Origin of the sequence: Bacillus sp. TE8-1 (genome assembly GCF_008368855.1) — a bacterium.
GTDB classification, from domain to species: domain Bacteria; phylum Bacillota; class Bacilli; order Bacillales; family Bacillaceae_G; genus Bacillus_A; species Bacillus_A cereus.
In genome coordinates, this window is record NZ_QPET01000002.1 from 83,520 (window position 1) to 101,204 (window position 17,685).

A 17,685-nucleotide genomic window follows, 5' to 3' on the forward strand; every position below is an offset into this window, starting at 1 on the left:
AAGAAGAGGATCTTTTTTATTTTTAAAGGTGCGACTTATAATGAACGACTCTACTGCTTGTACAAAAATAATTTATCAACAGTTGTTCCTAATACTTCAGCTAAACGGAATGCTAACGCTAAACTTGGATCATATTTATTATTCTCAATTGCATTTATCGTTTGTCTAGAAACCTTACATTTATCAGCTAATGCGCCTTGTGAAATATTATTTTCAGTGCGTAATTCATAGATTTGATTTTTCACACCATTGCTCCTAACCTGTAAAATCGTTTTTACAACATCAGTATATAATTGGCTCATATAGTTGTCAAAAGTTCCTCAAAGAAAAAGGGAGCAATATTGCTCCCTTACAATAGTTATTTCGAAGCTAACGAATTTGTTAGTGCCTCTTTATTAGCAACATCTTCTTTTTTTATTTGCATACGTAGAACTGGCCCTATCGCTAATAAAATAAGTGCCATTGCTATACAAAACACAGTAACTAGTGAAGTTAGTTCCTTTAATCCTCCAGCTAGTGAAGTTCCAATTAGCATTGCCCCCATAAACAGTGGTAAAATCGTCCCATTTACTCTTCCAACCATATTTTCTGGTACAAGTTGAATCATAAGCGTACCGACAACAATATTAACACAAGCTAAACAAATACCTGTTCCAAACCTCATGAAACTAGTAATCCAAAATGATGTAGATAGCCCTTCTACTAAAAATGACATTGCTAATATGCCCATACCGAATACAAACATTTTTTTCGGATTCACTTTTGAAGCGAAAATTGCAGCAACAATACCACCAATTAACATACCTATTCCATCAGCTGCAGCTAAATATTGAACTGCTTCCTTTTCCATTCCAAGGCGTTCTATTACAAGAAACACCTCTAATGGAGTTGTTAATCCAACAGCTAAGCCTATAATGGTGAAAGTGATCGTAATCATACGTAAATTTTTCGTATGAAGAACATACTTCCAACCTTCTTTTATATCATTTTTTAATGAATCTCTCGCCACTTGCTCTTTTTCAACCCATTTTGGTAAAAATGAAAGGGCGATAGCAGATAACAAAAATAAAATGATTAAGCTATATAGTGACGTAAATAAACCAAGTTGTGTATACACAAGCGATCCTACCACTGGTCCAAAAATCAGAAATAATGACTGTAATGTTTGGTTAAATGCAATTGCATTTGCTACCTCTTCTTCTTTTACATAGCGCTTAAATATGCGCGAAGATGAGGGCTGAGAAAACTGGCCTACAATCGCGGAAATGAGTGTTGCAAAAAATATAGCCTGCCAATAATCCAGCTTTAACAACAGGACAATTCCTATAATAGACAGTACACTTAATACATCTCCAGCGACCATTGTTCTTTTCGGATTCCAGCGATCAGCTAGCGCACCACCGATAAACGAGAAAATAAAAATAGGTGCATATTCCATAACTGATAACAAAGAAACAGAAACCGGATCATTATTCGTTCGCTCCATTATGAAATATAAAAGAGCCATATTTCTGATCCAAATTGCAAATTGTTGTAAAATATCAGATGCCATAACGAGCATAAATGCTCGGTTTTTAAATAAAGCGTTCATTTTCATCCCCCTTTTACAAACCGACCGTTCGGTCTATTTTATTTTGTAAGAAAAGCAACTGACCTATTATTCAGCTGCCATTCCTTTTAACAATACATCTATTGCCTTTTTATAAATACGCTTCAACTCTTTATAATCTAGCTCGTAGTAAAGTACTCCAAGCCCTGATAATAATCCATTCACAATATACATAAGATCACGAGTATTATCTTCACGGAACTCTCCAGACTGTATACCTGCTTCAATTAATTTCTCAAACATAACATATGATTCTCTAGTTAAAGCTAATAGTTCCTCCAAAATCTCTTTACTTACAACTTGACTCATAGAGAATTCCTCTATTGCATTTGAAATTGGTTGCTGTATGTCCTCTACATGATATTCCGCGAGACCATATAGTTTTTCAGTACTAGTGCTATACAACTTCTCTTTTTCATTCCATTTTTCAACCCAATCATACGTATGCTGTTTCACTACAAATAAAAATAATTCTTCTTTACTTTTAAAGTGATAATAAATGCTTCCTTTACTTCGCTCTGTAATTTCACAAATCTCTTCCATAGATGTAGCTGCGTAGCCTTTCTGTGAAAATAGACTTTCTGCTTTGTATGCAATTTCTTTCTTTATCTCTTCTGCGCTTCTTCTCATATTCACACCTCTTTAAACCGACCGTTCAGTCTAATAATAACAAATCAAAAACCTCTATCGCAAGAGGCTATATTCCTTATTTAAGAAAACGTACTTTCAAACCAAGTTCGAATCATATGTATTGTTCCAAATTTAAATGCTAATTTAACAAGAAATACGCCTCCCGCAGCTAATAAAAATAACACTACTTTCCCCTTATTTTTCACTTTCGGTTCCCTTTTCATTTCCATTCCCCTTAGTATGTTAAAAATATTAATCAAACGTTTGTTTAACTGTGTTTATGTATATGTAAGCCGACTAATCAAACGTTTGTTTAAAAAGAAATACGCCTATATAAGGCGCATTTTCATCAATCCCCACCGCCACCGCAGCTTCCTCCGCTATCTCCCCCAAAAGAGCCTCCACAATCATGTGAACCGCCATCATGCGAGCTATCATTATCCGATCCAGCAAAGAAAAATAATGGTGATGAGCTGTTAGATGAGTTATGTATGTTATTTTGTTTCGCCAAGTTCACCTTCTTTTTGTTCGATCGAACTGCTGTTACGATTATTCCAACTACAACAAATAATAGTATGACAATAATAAATCCCATATAAAAGCCTCCCCTATTCCTCGAATAATTGAATGATTCTCTCTAGATTTTCAAGTGAAATGAAGCGTGATTCACGAAGAATTTCTTTTCCATTATGAAATAATAAAATTGTTGGCCCTGTAAATACTCCATATCGCCCCGCAATCTCTTGCATGTCTTGTAGTAATATTTCTATTTTCTCTACGTAATCATAATTTTCTAATACGCAATTTACTTTTCTTAGCATAACATCACAAACACCACAATTTTCCGTTTTAATAAACAGAAGTACCAATTGTTGTTCTTCGATATAGGTCGCTAATTCTTCTATCGTTTTAAATGTAGTCATCTTATCCCTCTTAGCGTAATTTACGAAATAATTTGCCTTGATACATACGAAAAGCTGAACTATCTTTAATCTTTCTCTTTTCCATTACCTGCTGAAAACGAAGAGTTTTTGCTGTTAACTCTTCTCGTAATTTCTTTCTCTCTTCTTCATCATAACAGCAAGCAATTAAATCCTCTATTTTTAATATATCTTTTTGTAGTTCCATTTCTGGTGGAATCATTCCCGCATTTTTTAAAATTTTATAACTCATTCTAAGTTCTGGAGGTACCATTGAAAGATCTTCTAATTGTAGTGGTTTTCCTTTTCCCGGAAGATAATCAAGATCACCATTCCGTATTGCTTGTCGAATTTTTTCTTCAGCAATGTTCAAAAACACATCCACACTATTCCCTCCTTTACATATTTTTACTATTATTTTACATGATATTTCCTTATCTTTCTACGTCTTTAATAATTGGCTCCATACAATTTTTTCTCAAATTTATTTATAATGAGCTTTTTCTTCCCATACCAATCTTTCGTTTTCATATATAGTTTGTATTCAAGCCTTTTTGTATTGAGAAAGTCTTTTTCAACTTAATAAAGCGTTTACACTAAATCTTACATTTGTTACGATTTAATCACCCCCAGCTCCCTTGTATAGACTTCGTGATGTCTGATCATTTTATCTAGACGTTTCATACGTCTAGATTCATTTTGGTTTATTGGCGTATGCCTTTAAATATATCTTTTATTTTGAAAGGAGAAATGGCTATGAGGTCTCAAAAATTCACACTGCTATTACTATCTCTACTACTTTTCTTACCTCTTTTTCTCACAAATTTTATTACTCCAAATCTCGCATTAGCAGATTCACCAAAGCAAAGTCAAAAAATTGTTGGGTACTTTCCTTCGTGGGGCGTTTACGGACGTAATTATCAAGTTGCTGACATTGATGCATCAAAGCTTACTCACCTTAACTATGCTTTCGCGGATATTTGTTGGAATGGAAAACATGGAAACCCTTCTACTCATCCTGATAATCCAAATAAACAAACGTGGAACTGTAAAGAATCTGGTGTACCATTGCAAAATAAAGAGGTTCCTAATGGTACTCTCGTACTCGGTGAACCATGGGCTGATGTTACCAAATCGTATCCTGGCTCAGGGACAACTTGGGAAGATTGCGATAAATATGCCCGTTGCGGAAATTTCGGGGAACTAAAACGATTAAAAGCTAAATATCCTCACTTAAAAACAATTATTTCCGTTGGTGGCTGGACTTGGTCTAACCGCTTTTCTGATATGGCCGCTGATGAAAAAACAAGAAAAGTATTTGCTGAATCTACAGTAGCTTTTCTTCGCGCATATGGGTTTGATGGCGTAGATTTAGACTGGGAATATCCGGGCGTTGAAACGATTCCTGGTGGTAGTTATCGTCCTGAAGATAAACAAAATTTCACTCTCCTTCTTCAAGATGTCCGAAATGCTTTGAATAAAGCAGGTGCTGAAGATGGCAAACAATATTTACTAACAATCGCTTCAGGCGCAAGCCAACGCTACGCTGATCATACAGAGCTAAAGAAAATTTCTCAAATACTCGATTGGATTAATATTATGACATATGATTTCCACGGCGGATGGGAAGCTACTTCTAATCATAATGCAGCTCTATATAAGGATCCAAATGACCCAGCAGCAAATACGAATTTTTACGTAGATGGTGCTATAAATGTTTATACAAATGAAGGTGTTCCAGTCGATAAACTAGTATTAGGCGTACCCTTTTACGGACGTGGCTGGAAAAGTTGTGGCAAAGAAAATAACGGACAATATCAACCTTGCAAACCAGGTAGTGATGGGAAACTTGCTTCTAAAGGTACTTGGGATGATTATTCTACCGGTGACACAGGTGTGTATGATTACGGTGATTTAGCAGCCAATTACGTTAATAAAAATGGTTTTGTACGCTACTGGAATGACACAGCTAAAGTACCTTATTTATATAATGCAACTACAGGCACATTTATTAGCTACGATGACAATGAATCTATGAAATACAAAACAGACTATATAAAGACGAAAGGTTTAAGTGGAGCAATGTTTTGGGAACTAAGCGGAGATTGCCGTACAAGTCCAAAATATAGTTGCAGTGGTCCAAAATTACTTGATACGCTAGTAAAAGAATTACTTGGTGGACCTATTAGTCAAAAAGATACTGAGCCACCAACGAATGTTAAAAACGTTGTAGTTACGAATAAAAATTCAAACTCAGTTCAATTAAACTGGACTGCATCTACTGATAACGTAGGAGTTATGGAATATGAAATTACTGCTGGAGAAGAGAAATGGAGTACAACAACAAATAGCATTACAATTAAAAACTTAAAACCTAATACGGAATACACATTTTCAATAATTGCCAAAGATGCTGCTGGAAATAAATCACAACCTACCGCTCTTACTGTCAAAACGGATGAAGCTAATACGACACCTCCTGATGGAAATGGCAATGCTACATTTTCAGTCACTTCGAATTGGGGCAGCGGTTATAACTTCTCGATTATAATCAAAAATAATGGAACGACTCCTATTAAAAATTGGAAATTAGAATTTGATTATAGCGGCAATTTAACACAAGTTTGGGATTCTAAAATTAGTAGTAAAACAAATAATCATTATGTAATTACAAACGCAGGATGGAATGGCGAAATTCCTCCTGGTGGATCTATTACAATTGGTGGTGCAGGAACGGGTAATCCTGCTGAACTTTTAAATGCCGTCATTAGCGAAAACTAGACGTAATATCCATTAATTATTTCACTAAAGTTTGAATTTAGGTTCGAGAAATACCTCCTAAATTCAAACTTTTAATTTTATAAAAAATCAAAAACATAACAATAACCTATTATAATTATATTTAGTTTCTAATATGAAGTTTATATGAAGTTCATTTGAATTTTACATGAATTCCCTTTAATTTCTATTGTCTTCCTATAATATCCATATTATCCTTTATATAAAGGAATTATTTTCATTCCATTTTGAACTATCTATATATATAAAGAAAGATAGTCACCTGTTAGGGAAAGGCTTTCGTATTATAAATATAACAAAAGAAAAAGCACGCTTATAAGCGCACCATAAGAGTGCTTCTTCATACAATTCTCATGTAAGAGTTCTCGAAAATCATGTTAATCACAAAGAAAAGGCATTAGCTCCTAAAAGCTAATGCCTTTTCTTTATTCATATTGTTCAGTATTCCAATCTTCTATATTCCATACTTTTGTTATCCACGATTCATAGAAAGAAGGTTCATGTGAGACAATTAAAACCGTTCCTTTGTATTGTTGTAACGCTTCCTGTAAAGCCATCTTAGTTTCTACATCCAAATGATTAGTCGGTTCGTCTAAAATTAAAACATCAGCTTTTTCTATTTTTTCATATAAGGAGCTAACACACTTAAAATCTCTTCTTTATCCTTTTTTAATTCGAGTGATGTTAACATATCCATCGTTCTCGGCCTAGGTAATTTCACTTGTACCTCGCCAACTATTGACGCTGGTCTTTGAGATAAAATAAATACGCGATCTGAAAGCAAGATTGCCTCATCTAAGTCATGTGTCACCATAACGATTGTTTGCTTTTCTTGATGCCAAGAGTTTAAAAGCCAGCTATGTACTTCCATTTTTGTAAATGCATCTAATTTACCAAAAGGCTCATCAAGCAGCATAATTGGCTTTTCACATAAATATGTGCGCAGAAAACTAATTCTTTGACGCATACCACCAGATAATTCATCTGGATAATGGTCTGCATATTCATCTAGTTCGAACTGCTTTAATGCTTCCATTCCTTCTGTCAGCCTTTGTTTTTTCGGCTTTCCTTCAATTTCTAACGGAAGAACGATATTTTGCAAAGCTGATCGCCACGGTAGTAATAAATCTTGTTGTGGCATATAACTAACAACATCTTGCTCTTGTACTTGCTTATCGTTATACGTTACGTTCCCGCTTGTTGGTTTTTCAACATTTGCAATCATGTTTAATAATGTGCTTTTCCCGCAACCACTCGGTCCTACAAAGGAAACAAACTCTCCCTCTTGTATAGAGGCACTAATATTCTCTAATACATTCTTTCCGTCGAAAGATTTCACTATATTTTTTATTTGTAATCCGCTCATTTTTCACTTGGAAGGAATTCATTTGTAAAAGCATCTTTTACATCGATTTTCTTTTTAATAACTTTGTTGTCATATAAGAAATTCATGTAATTCGTCCAAATTTCTTCCTTCTGTACTCCCCATGCTTTAGCATCATCTTGATACTTCGTACTTAACCATTTTTGGCTTTCTTGAACTAAATCTTTATTTACATCTGGAACAGCTTTAATTAAAATATCAGCAGCTTCTTTCGGTTCCGTAATTGCAAAATTATAACCTTCTGTCGTTGCACTCATAAACTTTTTCACAAAGTCTTTATCTTGCTTCGTATGTTTTTCACTCGTAATAATAACAGGACTATAGAAATCAAGCGCTGGATCTAAGTCCTTCACCATAATCGTATTTAACTCTTTTCCTTGACGCTTCGCTTCAATCCCATCCCAACCGTAATAAATCCATTCAAAATCTGCATCACGGCCAATTGATTTAAAGAAATCTGTTTGTCCTAAGATGATTTTTTCAACTTTATTAAAATCAGCTTGATGTTTATCCATAATCGTCTTTAATGTCGCTTCTTCCGCTGGTCCTCCCCAGCCGCCGTAACGTTTACCTTCAAAATCTTTCGGTGACGTCATATTATCTTTCTTAAGCGATGCAAACGCTGAAGTGTTATGCTGAATAATCGCTCCTACAGATACAACAGGAATTCCTTCTACACGAGCTAACGTTACATTTTCTTGTGCGCTTATTGCGAAGTCTGCTTTTCCTGATGCTATCATTTGCTCTGCTGTTACATTGTCACCTGGTTGAATAATTTCTACATCTAATCCTTGCTTTTTGTAATAATCTTTCGTTTGCGCTACATACAAGCCAGTATGATTCGTATTTGGAAACCAATCTAATACTACTTTTACTTTTTGATCTTTACTTGCACTTTCTTCTTTCTTCGCCGGATTACATCCAGCCACACCTACCGCTACTAAGGCAGCTAACATAACTTTCAAACCTTTTTTCATTTTCTGCCGTCCTTTCTATATATCCATGGTGCTGTTATTCTTGCCATAAACTCTACGATAAAATACAGGCATAATGTCACCATAACGATGATTGCTGCAACCCCAAATACTCGGGCAGTCAAAAAGGATTTTGTAGCCCTCGTAAGCATAACGCCTAATCCTTCACTTGCACCGAGCCATTCTCCGATAATTGCCCCCATTACGCTATATGTAACTGCAATTTTTAAACCTGAGAAAAAGTATGGAAGCACTGCTGGAAATTTTACTTTCTGGTAAACTTGCCATTTTGTCGCCTTCATTGTTTGTAACAGTTTCAGCATGTTTTTATCTACTGTTTGAAAACCTTCTAAAATACTAAGCGCAATTGGGAAGAAACAAACGAGTATTACGACCATTACTTTCGGCAACATCCCATATCCAAACCAAATAATAAATAGCGGTGCAAGTACAACAATTGGAATTGTTTGCGAAATAACAAGCAATGGATTTATTAAAATACGAAATAACGGTATAACGTCCATAATAATTGCGATGCTCGTCCCCAATAAAATTGCAAAAAATAGTCCAATTATAACTTCCTGCAGTGTTTGCATCGTATTTGGTAATAGTAAATCTTTCATCCCAATTAATTCTTGAACAATGGCAGAAGGCTTTGGTAAAATCCACGGTTCGATTTTAAATAATGAAACAGATCCTTCCCATATCGCAATGAGAAGGATAAGCCAAATAGTTGTAATAAGTTTAGATTGCTTCTGGTTTTGCATATTCATCACGGTACTTCCAAACCTTTTCATCTATCGTTACACCAGTGCTTGGACGATAATGGATTTTAATAGAAGTAATCACTTCTTCTGCTCCAGCATCGACGCAAGCTTGTTGCGCACGTTTAACGACATCAAGAAGTACATCTAATTCTCCTTCCAAAGTTGTTTCCATTGCCCCTACTTCATAACGAACTCCCGATTGTTGCACAACTTCAATTGCTTTATCGACAACAGAATATACATCTTTCGTTTTCGCTTGTGGTACTACTGAAAATGACATTGTAACTTGTTGTGACATAATAAAATCCCCCTTATAAAATTAAATTTCAAAAATAAGAAAAGGCTTTCCTACTGCGTAGGAAAGCCTTGTATGCAAGTTATTACAGAATAACATATGCTACATCACTTTAAGTAACTCCCTACGCTGGCATTATCCAGATCAGGTTGAGGGTCGATGTTTACTTACATCCTCTCAGCCAATTGGCTCCCCGGTCCTTAATTCGTTTTCATTGTAGCATGATTTATTTTATTGAACAAACAAAAGCATGCATAATCATTTCATTATTTTTGGAAAATAACCAACTTTTTCACCATGAGCTAATAACTGCTGAATAAATTCTTTATTAATTGCTGGTACTATCAATTCTTTTTTCTTAATCCATTTATTCGTTCTACGCGTACCCATTACAATTTCAGATTGCTGCGCTCCATCTCCTGCAACTTGAGAAGCAATTAACTCTGCTATTACTTCATTTCCCTTCGCTAATGCAAGTCCGGTATTTACATATTCTGAAAGTGGAACCATTTCAAGATTGTATCCACACTCTCCAATTAGCTGTATAAATTGTTCAAACTCAATTTGATGCGGATGACAAATATGTAACGTCTCTCCTATAATTTTCGAATCTTGCAAATACGATACAATTGATTTACTAGCAAAATCAATTGGTGTGAAATCAACTTTCCACTTCACATTTGGTGCTTTCCCAATTAATAGCATTGTTTTAATAAGACGATAAAATGCGTTTCCTTCAATATTTTGTTGGAACGAACCTGTTTCTGAATGACATGCTAAATTACCTGCACGATAAATATTTCCGCGCAAACCATTTTTCATTGCTTCACGAACAATGTTTTCCGCTTGTAGTTTACTATTTGAATATACATTCTCTAAGTCTACACTGTAATTAAAATCACCAGTTTTCATGTATGTATCCCATTGATCTACCGCTAATTCTAACGGGATACCAATTGTAGAAATAAAATGGAATGTAGCACCTTTCTCCGCTAATGTTAGCATACGGCTAGTTCCTTGGACATTTATATTTTCAAATTGTTTTACATCTCCAAAATGTCTTACATCTGCACCGCAATGAATTATCGTATCCATCTTAGAACTGATGAACATAAATTCTTCTTCGCTCATCCCAAGATACTCTTCTCCAAGATCACCAGCTACGGCCTGTATACGCTGTAACCATTCTTCACATATATCATTAAAGTAGCCTGTTAATGTATCTATAATTCTTTGCTGCACATCTTTAGTTGGTCTTACTAAACAATAAATAGTAGCAGATGTATCTCTCAACAATTCATATAATATGTGTGATCCTAAATAACCAGTAGCTCCTGTTAAAAAGACATTTGAAATCTGGTTTTCTTCCAAAACGTTTGCATACGTGATAGTATCTGGTTCGTGAATCACTTTATATTCACGAAATACTTCTTCTTTCTCTACTTTTACTTCTCGCTCAATTCGAGCTAATCCATATATCGTTCTTTCTTTAAAGAAATCTTGAATTGTTAAATGTGAGAAATCTTCTTTTAACAATGTTAAGACTCGTAATACTTTTAATGAATGTCCACCAATTGTAAAGAAATCATCATGCACTCCAACTTTTGAAATTCCTAATACTTCCGCCCAGGCGTTCGCTATTTGTTTTTCTGCTTTATTAGAAGGTGCAACATATTCTTGTAGCCGAACCGGTTCATACTTTTCTTCTAACTGAGCTAACTTCTTAACATCAATCTTTTTATTAGGTGTAAGTGGTAATTCATTAATATAAATTAGTTTAGATGGCACCATATAATCTGGTAATTGCTCTTGTAACTGATAAACTAATTCTGGTATTTCTTTTTTATTTAAAGTTGTATAGAACGCGATTAAATATTGGCTACCTTCCTTACTCTTCTTAGCAAAAACAGCATTTTCTTTTATATTATGATTTTGAGAAATTTTACTTTGGATTTCGCCTAGTTCAATACGATGTCCTCTAATTTTTACTTGATCATCTTTCCGATGTAAAAACTCTATATTTCCATCCTCTAGCAACTTAACGATATCACCTGTTTTGTATATATTAACTATAGGATTAAAAGGGTTCGGAATAAAAGCTTCAATTGTTTTATTAGGCTTATTAAAATACCCTTTTGCTAATCCCACTGAATCTATATATAATTCACCAGGTACACCAATTGGACAAAGATTCATATTCTCATCCAAAATCATAACTTGATAATTAGCACATGGTTTACCAATGGGAATACTCGCAACATCCTCATTTAACTGACTAGGTATTTTATAGGTTGTCGTCACTACAGTACATTCTGTCGGTCCGTATACATTATGAATTTCAACATTTGTACCTATTCTTTCTCTCCACAATTTAATAACCTCTACAGGCAACATTTCACCGCCAATCGCAATTCTTTTTAGGGAAGCTAGCTTATATATATCTTCTTCTGCCAAATAAGTTGCTACTTGTCGAACAAAAATTGTTGCTAATGCCAAGATTGAAGTTGCTTTCACTTTATAGATTGCATTTGCAAATGCTTCTACAGACAATCGCTCTTCCTCTAATAGTACATATAAGTTTCCTCCACAGAATAAAGAAGCAAATGACTCCCATACAGAAGCATCGAAACTAAAGGAAGGAAATTGGGCAAATACATCCTCTTCTGTCAATTCATATTGCTTTTTCATCCAAGTATACAGATTGACAACGCCTCTATGTGCTAACATCGTTCCCTTTGGATTCCCTGTTGAACCAGATGTATAAATCATATAAGCTACATCATCACAATGAATAGACAACTTTACATCTGTATCTTCATAAGTTTCACTATCATACATTGAAACTGTTTGAACCCCATCACATGTTATAGGCGTCTCTTTCATCAATATAACTTTCGCTTGGCTATCTTGAATAATGTACTGTATTCTACTTTCCGGATAATCTGGATCAATCGGAACATACGCTGCACCAGCTTTTAATATAGCTACCATACTTACTACTGTGTCTATGCTACGTTTCATAAATATTCCAACATAGTCTCCTAATTGGACGCCGTTTTTAATTAACATATGAGCTATTTGATTACTTTTTTTATTTAGCTCCTCATAAGTTAAAGTACCTTCCCTTGAAGATAAAGCTATACGATTTGGAAATTGAGTAACAGTATTATAGAACATATCGACGATACTTTTCTCAGGATATACTGCTGTCGTATCATTCACTTGACTATAAAGTGCCATCTCGGCCTCTGTAATAATATTAAAATCATTTATATGATTATTCTTATTTTGTGATTTATTAATTAAAACACCTTGTATTTGTTGTGCATAACGAGTAATTGTTGTCTCTTTCCAATTAACACTATTAAATATTATTTCTACACTTTGCATATTTTTACTAAATACAAATTGTAATGTATTCGTGTCTTGTAGCTCATAATATGTTTCGCCAATAATAATAGGTGACATTTCATATAATGTATTACCGTTTTGAAACTCTTCTATTTCTTCCTCATTCATTTCTTTAATTTGCTCCAGTTGCTCTTCAATCTGTAAATTCAAACTTTCATAGGAAAGAAAATTAGAAACTTCAATAATAATCGGAAATAAACTTCCTCTTACATGATAAAGCACGACAATATGTTTTTCTTTAGAAATATGATATAACCACGTTGCAGTCGCTCCTATTAAATCTACAATGTGAGTCAAATTTGGAAACAGTTCCGTTTTCCTTTTTACCCCAAGTTCTGTTCCTTGCACATCTTTAGGTATTTTAATACTCCCTTCTACTTTTCCTAAAAATTCTTTTACCATCTTATTATAAGAAATTGCTAATTTCATATTTATGTAAATTCCTCTCTTAAATATAATAAAGGTGTGAAAATTCACACCTTTTTCATCCCTTATTAACGGGCAGATTCGTTCAATTCATAATCAAGGGGGGATCCCCCTTGATTAGAATTGAACTTTCTCCTTATTCGCTTTTAAACTCACCAATAAGCTCTTGTAATTCTTGAGAAAGCCAACTTAAAGAAGTCGCTAATTCTGCAATATCTTGTACTGATATTTCTTGCTCTTTCATGCTTTCTTCAACATTACTACTGCTGTTGGCATAAGTATTTGCAATATGTGATAATTCATTTACGACTTGAACGATATTCTGGCTATTTTGTAAAATATCACTCGAATTACCAGAAACAGCTTTTACTTGATCTGTAACAGATTGCGCTGATTTTGAGATTTTTTCAAAGAAATCACCGCTACTTTGAACAAGCGAAATTCCAGTTTCTACTTCTCTTGAACCTTTTTGCATGGAAACTACAGCATCTTCTGTCTCAGCTTGTGTTTCACCAATTAATTTCGCTATATCTTTAGCAGACGCTTCCGTTTGTTCTGCTAATTTTCGTACTTCATCAGCAACAACTGCAAACCCTCTTCCAGCTGCTCCAGCACGTGAAGCCTCAATAGAAGCATTTAAAGCTAATAAATTTGTTTGATTTGAAATACCTGTAATTACAGTTACGATATCACTAATTTCTTTTGACCTTGTTTCTAACGAATAAATGATGGAAGATAAATCTTGTACTGCATTTTGGATTAAACTCATTTGATTAATAATTTGTCCAATCACTTCATTACCTTCAATTGAATGTTGTTCCATACCTTCAGAAGCAACCGCAACTTGTTTTGCAGCCCCAGTTATTTCTTCTACCTTATCTTCCATTCCATGTACAATTCCTAAACATTGTTGTACTGAAGTTTTTTGAGACTGTGCCCCTACTCTTAAACCTTCAATAGAACTTGCAATCTCTTGAACTGCCATGCTGTTTTCCTCTGTACTCGCCGACAATTCTTGTGAAGAAGAAGAAACTTGCTCAGCAGTTTGCCTTACTTTATCTATAATCCCTTTAAATTTTTCAATCGTGTTATTGAAATAAACATTAATAATTCCAATATCATCTGGTCTTTCTTTTAATTTAATACTCAAGTCACCTTCACCAATTTTACGTAACCCTTCTCGTAAATCTTTTAATGGAGCTAACGAGTGACGCACGATAAAGAATTGAGTAATAGTCGCAATTGCTAATGAAATAATGATAAAGAGTAAGCCCTGTATCATAAACTTCTCTTTTGTAATAGGAACAATGGAAGCATCTAAGTCAGCCGCAACAATTGCAATAATATTGTTTTCTCCATCTGTAATTGGTTCTAATATTGTCACCCACGAACCTATTTCATCTTCATATACTTCTGTCATTTGAGCCTTTTTCGTATCAATCACTTTATCGTATGCCTTCATCCAATGAGCGGGTTGTTCATAATAATCTCCCGGCTTTATAGGAAACGCATTTGTTAACTCTGTAGTCAAACCAACGAGTTGTAATTCTCGCTTTTCATTCGGCTTTGCTCCTGTAACATACGTTTGTCCAACGCTTTTCAATTCTTTTGATACTTCATCTAATTTCTCTGTTAACTTTTCTTTTTTCACTTTTTCGGCTGTAGGATCTTTCGCCATGTCTCTAACTAATTCTACATCCAGTTTTTTCAATACTATTTCTCCTGTTTCAATAGACTGCCTTTCAAATAAAGACATCATACTATTTTGAAACATATTGAAACTTAATGCACCCATACTTCCAACAAGTGTCAAAATAACTAATACGGTTAATAAGACGTTCTTTTGAAGGAACGATAACTTATGCCAATATTTTTTCATTAATATCCACCTTCCTTAATCAACACAAACAAAAAAACAAAATATATGGATATTTTGTTTGAAAATGTTTCTCAATATGTTCGAGAATAAAAAAAAGCCAATGTAAAAGCATTGGCCAAGACCAACCCTATCCGTCCGGTAACTGGCTAGCGTAGCCTTTCGACCTTAGCTCCTGTAGTTTTGCGTCCTCATGTTTCCATCAGTTTGCCTTTCTCGCTGAACGAGTTGAACGATATGGGAGTTCTATGAGAATTAATTTATTCTCTTTCAAAGATTACAACATATAAATCAAAATGTCTACTTATTTAGAGATATAAATACAAATTTTTAATGCATTGCTTTTTCGAAATAATTTCAAAAAGTACGTGAATGTTACTTTTTTTGTGTTATATAATAAAAAATGTATAAATAACAAGGATTTCTTCGGGTATTTATTTAATTTTCATTCAAATTAAACTATTCGAATATATCTTAACTAATGAATTTCGGAGGTAGTTTATCATGTTTTGGCTACAATTTCTTACCTTGTTACTCTGTATTTTTATTGGTGCACGCCTAGGCGGAGTTGGTTTAGGAGTAATGGGTGGAGTTGGTATGGCAATACTCGTTTTTGTCTTCCACCTACAACCAACCGCGCCTCCTATCGATGTAATGCTTATGATTTTGGCAGTAATTACAGCTGCTGGTGCTTTGCAAGCTGCTGGAGGAATGGACTATCTTGTTCATCTAGCTGAAAAGGCATTACGAAAAAATCCAAAGCGTATTACTTTTTTTGCTCCAATTGTTACTTATTTATTCACACTATGTGCAGGTACTGGTCACGTTGCCTATTCTGTACTTCCTGTTATTGCAGAAGTCTCTCGTGAATCAGGGATTAGACCGGAACGCCCAATGTCGATTGCCGTAATCGCTTCTCAACAAGCAATTACAGCTAGTCCAATTTCAGCTGCCACAGTTGCTCTTTTAGCAATGTTAGCTGACTATAAAATCACTTTATTAGATATTTTAAAAGTGAGTATTCCTTCCACTTTCATTGCTTGTATGTTAGCAGCATTCGTTGCTAGTAAGATGGGAAAAGAATTAAATGAAGACCCTGAATACTTAAAACGATTAAAAGAAGGAATGATTCCTAAGCTTGAAGAGAAAAAAGAATTTGTAGGTGTAAAGGGCGCAAAATTATCAGTTATCCTTTTCCTTGTAGGAACCTTCCTTGTTGTACTTCTTGGTTCATTTGAAGCACTTCGTCCAGGATGGATAGTTGATGGGAAGTTAGCTCGTCTTTCCATGCCGAATACAATTGAGATGGTTATGTTAACTATCGCGGCTCTTATTATTATTTTCTGTAAACCAAATGTAGAAAGCATTGTGTCTGGTAACGTCTTTAAAGCGGGGGCAACAGCAGTTGTTGCTATTTTCGGTATCGCTTGGATGGGAGATACTTTCTTTAATGGAAACTTAAATATGATTCAAGGATCCATTCAGCATTTAGTAACAAGTGCACCTTGGCTATTTGCCATCGCACTATTCATTCTATCTATTTTACTGTACAGCCAAGCAGCAACTGTTCGTGCCTTAATGCCACTTGGACTATCTCTTGGCATTCCACCAGCGCTACTGATTGCTATGTTCCCTGCAGTAAATGGATATTTCTTCATTCCAAACTATGGAACAATCGTTGCTGCTATTAACTTTGACCGTACTGGTACAACAGGTATCGGTAAATACGTATTAAATCATAGTTTTATGATTCCTGGCCTAATTGCAACATTTACTTCTATCGGAATTGGAATGCTCTTAATTTCAATTATGTTTTAAAGAAAAAGCACAAACCTTTATTTAAAAAGGTTTGTGCTTTTTTAATCAAATGTTTGTTTAAATTTTGGGGCAGTCTATTTCTCCATGTAGCACTTAAAATACTACACGTCCTTCCCTACAAACTTCTCTTTACTTCTTCAGCTAATTTTCTCGTACTTTCATACGCAGATTCAGCTAAACTAATTGCTGAAATAACTGAAACACCGTCCGCACCCGCTTCTATAACTGCCGCTGTATTTTCAATTGTAATCCCACCAATACCAACGATTGGCACTGTAATTCCTTGTTCTCTAAAATAGACTAATCCTTTCGTTCCTTGAACCGCTTTCGTATCTTTTTTCGTACTCGTTGGGAAAATAGGTCCAACGCCTAAATAATCTGCTCCATTTTCGATTGCAAAGCGTGCTTCTTCAATTGTATGAGCAGATACGCCGATAATTTTATCTCCCATTTTTTCACGAACAGATGTAATTCCTTCATCATCTTGTCCTACATGAACACCATCTGCATCTAATTCAATGGCTAATTCTACATCATCATTTACAATGAAAGGAACACTATATTCCTTACAAAGCGTCTGCAATTCTTTTGCAAAGCGCACTCTATCTTCTCCGATTAAAGAACCTTCCCCCTTCTCGCGAAACTGAAAAATTGTCACTCCACCATCTAACGCTTCTTTCAATACAGCTAAAGGATCCCTCGTGCAGTTATTACTTCCCATAATAAAATACACTTGCAATAGCTTAGACATTTTATCTATTTCAATGCGTGCCATT

The 17,685-nt window shown here is 34.7% G+C and carries 16 protein-coding genes, 1 pseudogene and 2 riboswitches; of the genes and pseudogenes, 2 read left to right on the top strand and 15 right to left on the bottom strand.

What is annotated here, in order from left to right:
• Positions 1-50: 50 nt before the first annotated feature.
• From DN404_RS01775 to DN404_RS01805, 7 genes are all read right to left on the bottom strand, one after another.
• Positions 51-302 carry a helix-turn-helix transcriptional regulator gene (locus DN404_RS01775; RefSeq protein WP_002023181.1) on the bottom strand — a complete coding sequence of 84 codons (252 nt, stop codon included), beginning with the start codon at positions 300-302 and terminating at the stop codon, positions 51-53.
• Positions 303-358: 56 nt separating this feature from the next.
• Positions 359-1,591 carry an MFS transporter gene (locus DN404_RS01780; protein WP_044307350.1) on the bottom strand — a complete coding sequence of 411 codons (1,233 nt, stop codon included), beginning with the start codon at positions 1,589-1,591 and terminating at the stop codon, positions 359-361.
• A 66-nt stretch (positions 1,592-1,657) separates the two neighbouring features.
• Complete coding sequence (locus tag DN404_RS01785) at positions 1,658-2,239, bottom strand: TetR/AcrR family transcriptional regulator (protein ID WP_149214666.1); 582 nt, start codon at positions 2,237-2,239, stop codon at positions 1,658-1,660.
• An 80-nt stretch (positions 2,240-2,319) separates the two neighbouring features.
• Positions 2,320-2,463, bottom strand: coding sequence for a hypothetical protein (locus tag DN404_RS01790; protein ID WP_000817981.1), 144 nt, complete (start codon positions 2,461-2,463; stop codon positions 2,320-2,322).
• Positions 2,464-2,588: 125 nt separating this feature from the next.
• The gene (locus tag DN404_RS01795) at positions 2,589-2,834 is read right to left on the bottom strand and encodes a hypothetical protein (protein WP_000505774.1); all 246 of its coding nucleotides are present in this window, start codon (positions 2,832-2,834) and stop codon (positions 2,589-2,591) included.
• 13 nt (positions 2,835-2,847) lie between these two features.
• The gene (locus DN404_RS01800) at positions 2,848-3,162 is read right to left on the bottom strand and encodes a thioredoxin family protein (RefSeq protein WP_000206515.1); all 315 of its coding nucleotides are present in this window, start codon (positions 3,160-3,162) and stop codon (positions 2,848-2,850) included.
• Between the two features lie 10 nt (positions 3,163-3,172).
• Positions 3,173-3,544 (bottom strand): DnaJ family domain-containing protein, encoded by a 372-nt coding sequence (locus DN404_RS01805; RefSeq protein ID WP_000382376.1) that lies wholly within the window; start codon positions 3,542-3,544, stop codon positions 3,173-3,175.
• A gap of 371 nt (positions 3,545-3,915) precedes the next feature.
• Between DN404_RS01805 and DN404_RS01815 the strand changes: the two genes are divergently transcribed.
• A complete protein-coding gene (locus DN404_RS01815) occupies positions 3,916-5,940 on the top strand; it encodes a glycosyl hydrolase family 18 protein (protein ID WP_149214667.1) in 2,025 nt (674 codons plus the stop codon).
• Between the two features lie 443 nt (positions 5,941-6,383).
• Here the strand turns inward: DN404_RS01815 and DN404_RS01820 are convergent.
• The 7 genes and pseudogenes from DN404_RS01820 to DN404_RS01850 all read right to left on the bottom strand — a co-directional run.
• Positions 6,384-6,578, bottom strand: a pseudogene (locus tag DN404_RS01820) (P-loop NTPase family protein); the annotation flags it as partial.
• The gene (locus tag DN404_RS01825) at positions 6,575-7,324 is read right to left on the bottom strand and encodes an ABC transporter ATP-binding protein (RefSeq protein WP_000016084.1); all 750 of its coding nucleotides are present in this window, start codon (positions 7,322-7,324) and stop codon (positions 6,575-6,577) included. The gene DN404_RS01825 and the pseudogene DN404_RS01820, both read right to left, overlap by 4 nt.
• Complete coding sequence (locus tag DN404_RS01830) at positions 7,321-8,319, bottom strand: ABC transporter substrate-binding protein (RefSeq protein ID WP_149214668.1); 999 nt, start codon at positions 8,317-8,319, stop codon at positions 7,321-7,323. The genes DN404_RS01825 and DN404_RS01830 overlap by 4 nt, the downstream gene beginning before the upstream one ends.
• Complete coding sequence (locus tag DN404_RS01835; protein WP_001057166.1) at positions 8,316-9,089, bottom strand: ABC transporter permease; 774 nt, start codon at positions 9,087-9,089, stop codon at positions 8,316-8,318. The genes DN404_RS01830 and DN404_RS01835 overlap by 4 nt, the downstream gene beginning before the upstream one ends.
• Complete coding sequence (locus tag DN404_RS01840; protein ID WP_000082906.1) at positions 9,061-9,381, bottom strand: MTH1187 family thiamine-binding protein; 321 nt, start codon at positions 9,379-9,381, stop codon at positions 9,061-9,063. The genes DN404_RS01835 and DN404_RS01840 overlap by 29 nt, the downstream gene beginning before the upstream one ends.
• 101 nt (positions 9,382-9,482) lie before the next feature.
• Positions 9,483-9,584, bottom strand: a riboswitch (TPP riboswitch).
• Between the two features lie 52 nt (positions 9,585-9,636).
• A complete protein-coding gene (locus DN404_RS01845) occupies positions 9,637-13,218 on the bottom strand; it encodes a non-ribosomal peptide synthetase family protein (RefSeq protein WP_149214669.1) in 3,582 nt (1,193 codons plus the stop codon).
• A 133-nt stretch (positions 13,219-13,351) separates the two neighbouring features.
• Positions 13,352-15,094, bottom strand: coding sequence for a methyl-accepting chemotaxis protein (locus DN404_RS01850; RefSeq protein ID WP_049106499.1), 1,743 nt, complete (start codon positions 15,092-15,094; stop codon positions 13,352-13,354).
• A 134-nt stretch (positions 15,095-15,228) separates the two neighbouring features.
• Positions 15,229-15,313, bottom strand: a riboswitch (cyclic di-GMP riboswitch).
• Positions 15,314-15,595: 282 nt separating this feature from the next.
• Here DN404_RS01850 and DN404_RS01855 point away from each other — a divergent pair.
• Complete coding sequence (locus DN404_RS01855; protein ID WP_000498704.1) at positions 15,596-16,909, top strand: anaerobic C4-dicarboxylate transporter family protein; 1,314 nt, start codon at positions 15,596-15,598, stop codon at positions 16,907-16,909.
• Positions 16,910-17,024: 115 nt separating this feature from the next.
• Here DN404_RS01855 and thiE read toward each other — a convergent pair whose 3' ends face one another.
• Positions 17,025-17,684 carry a thiamine phosphate synthase gene (thiE, locus tag DN404_RS01860; protein WP_149214670.1) on the bottom strand — a complete coding sequence of 220 codons (660 nt, stop codon included), beginning with the start codon at positions 17,682-17,684 and terminating at the stop codon, positions 17,025-17,027.
• Between the last annotated feature and the right edge of the window lies 1 nt (position 17,685).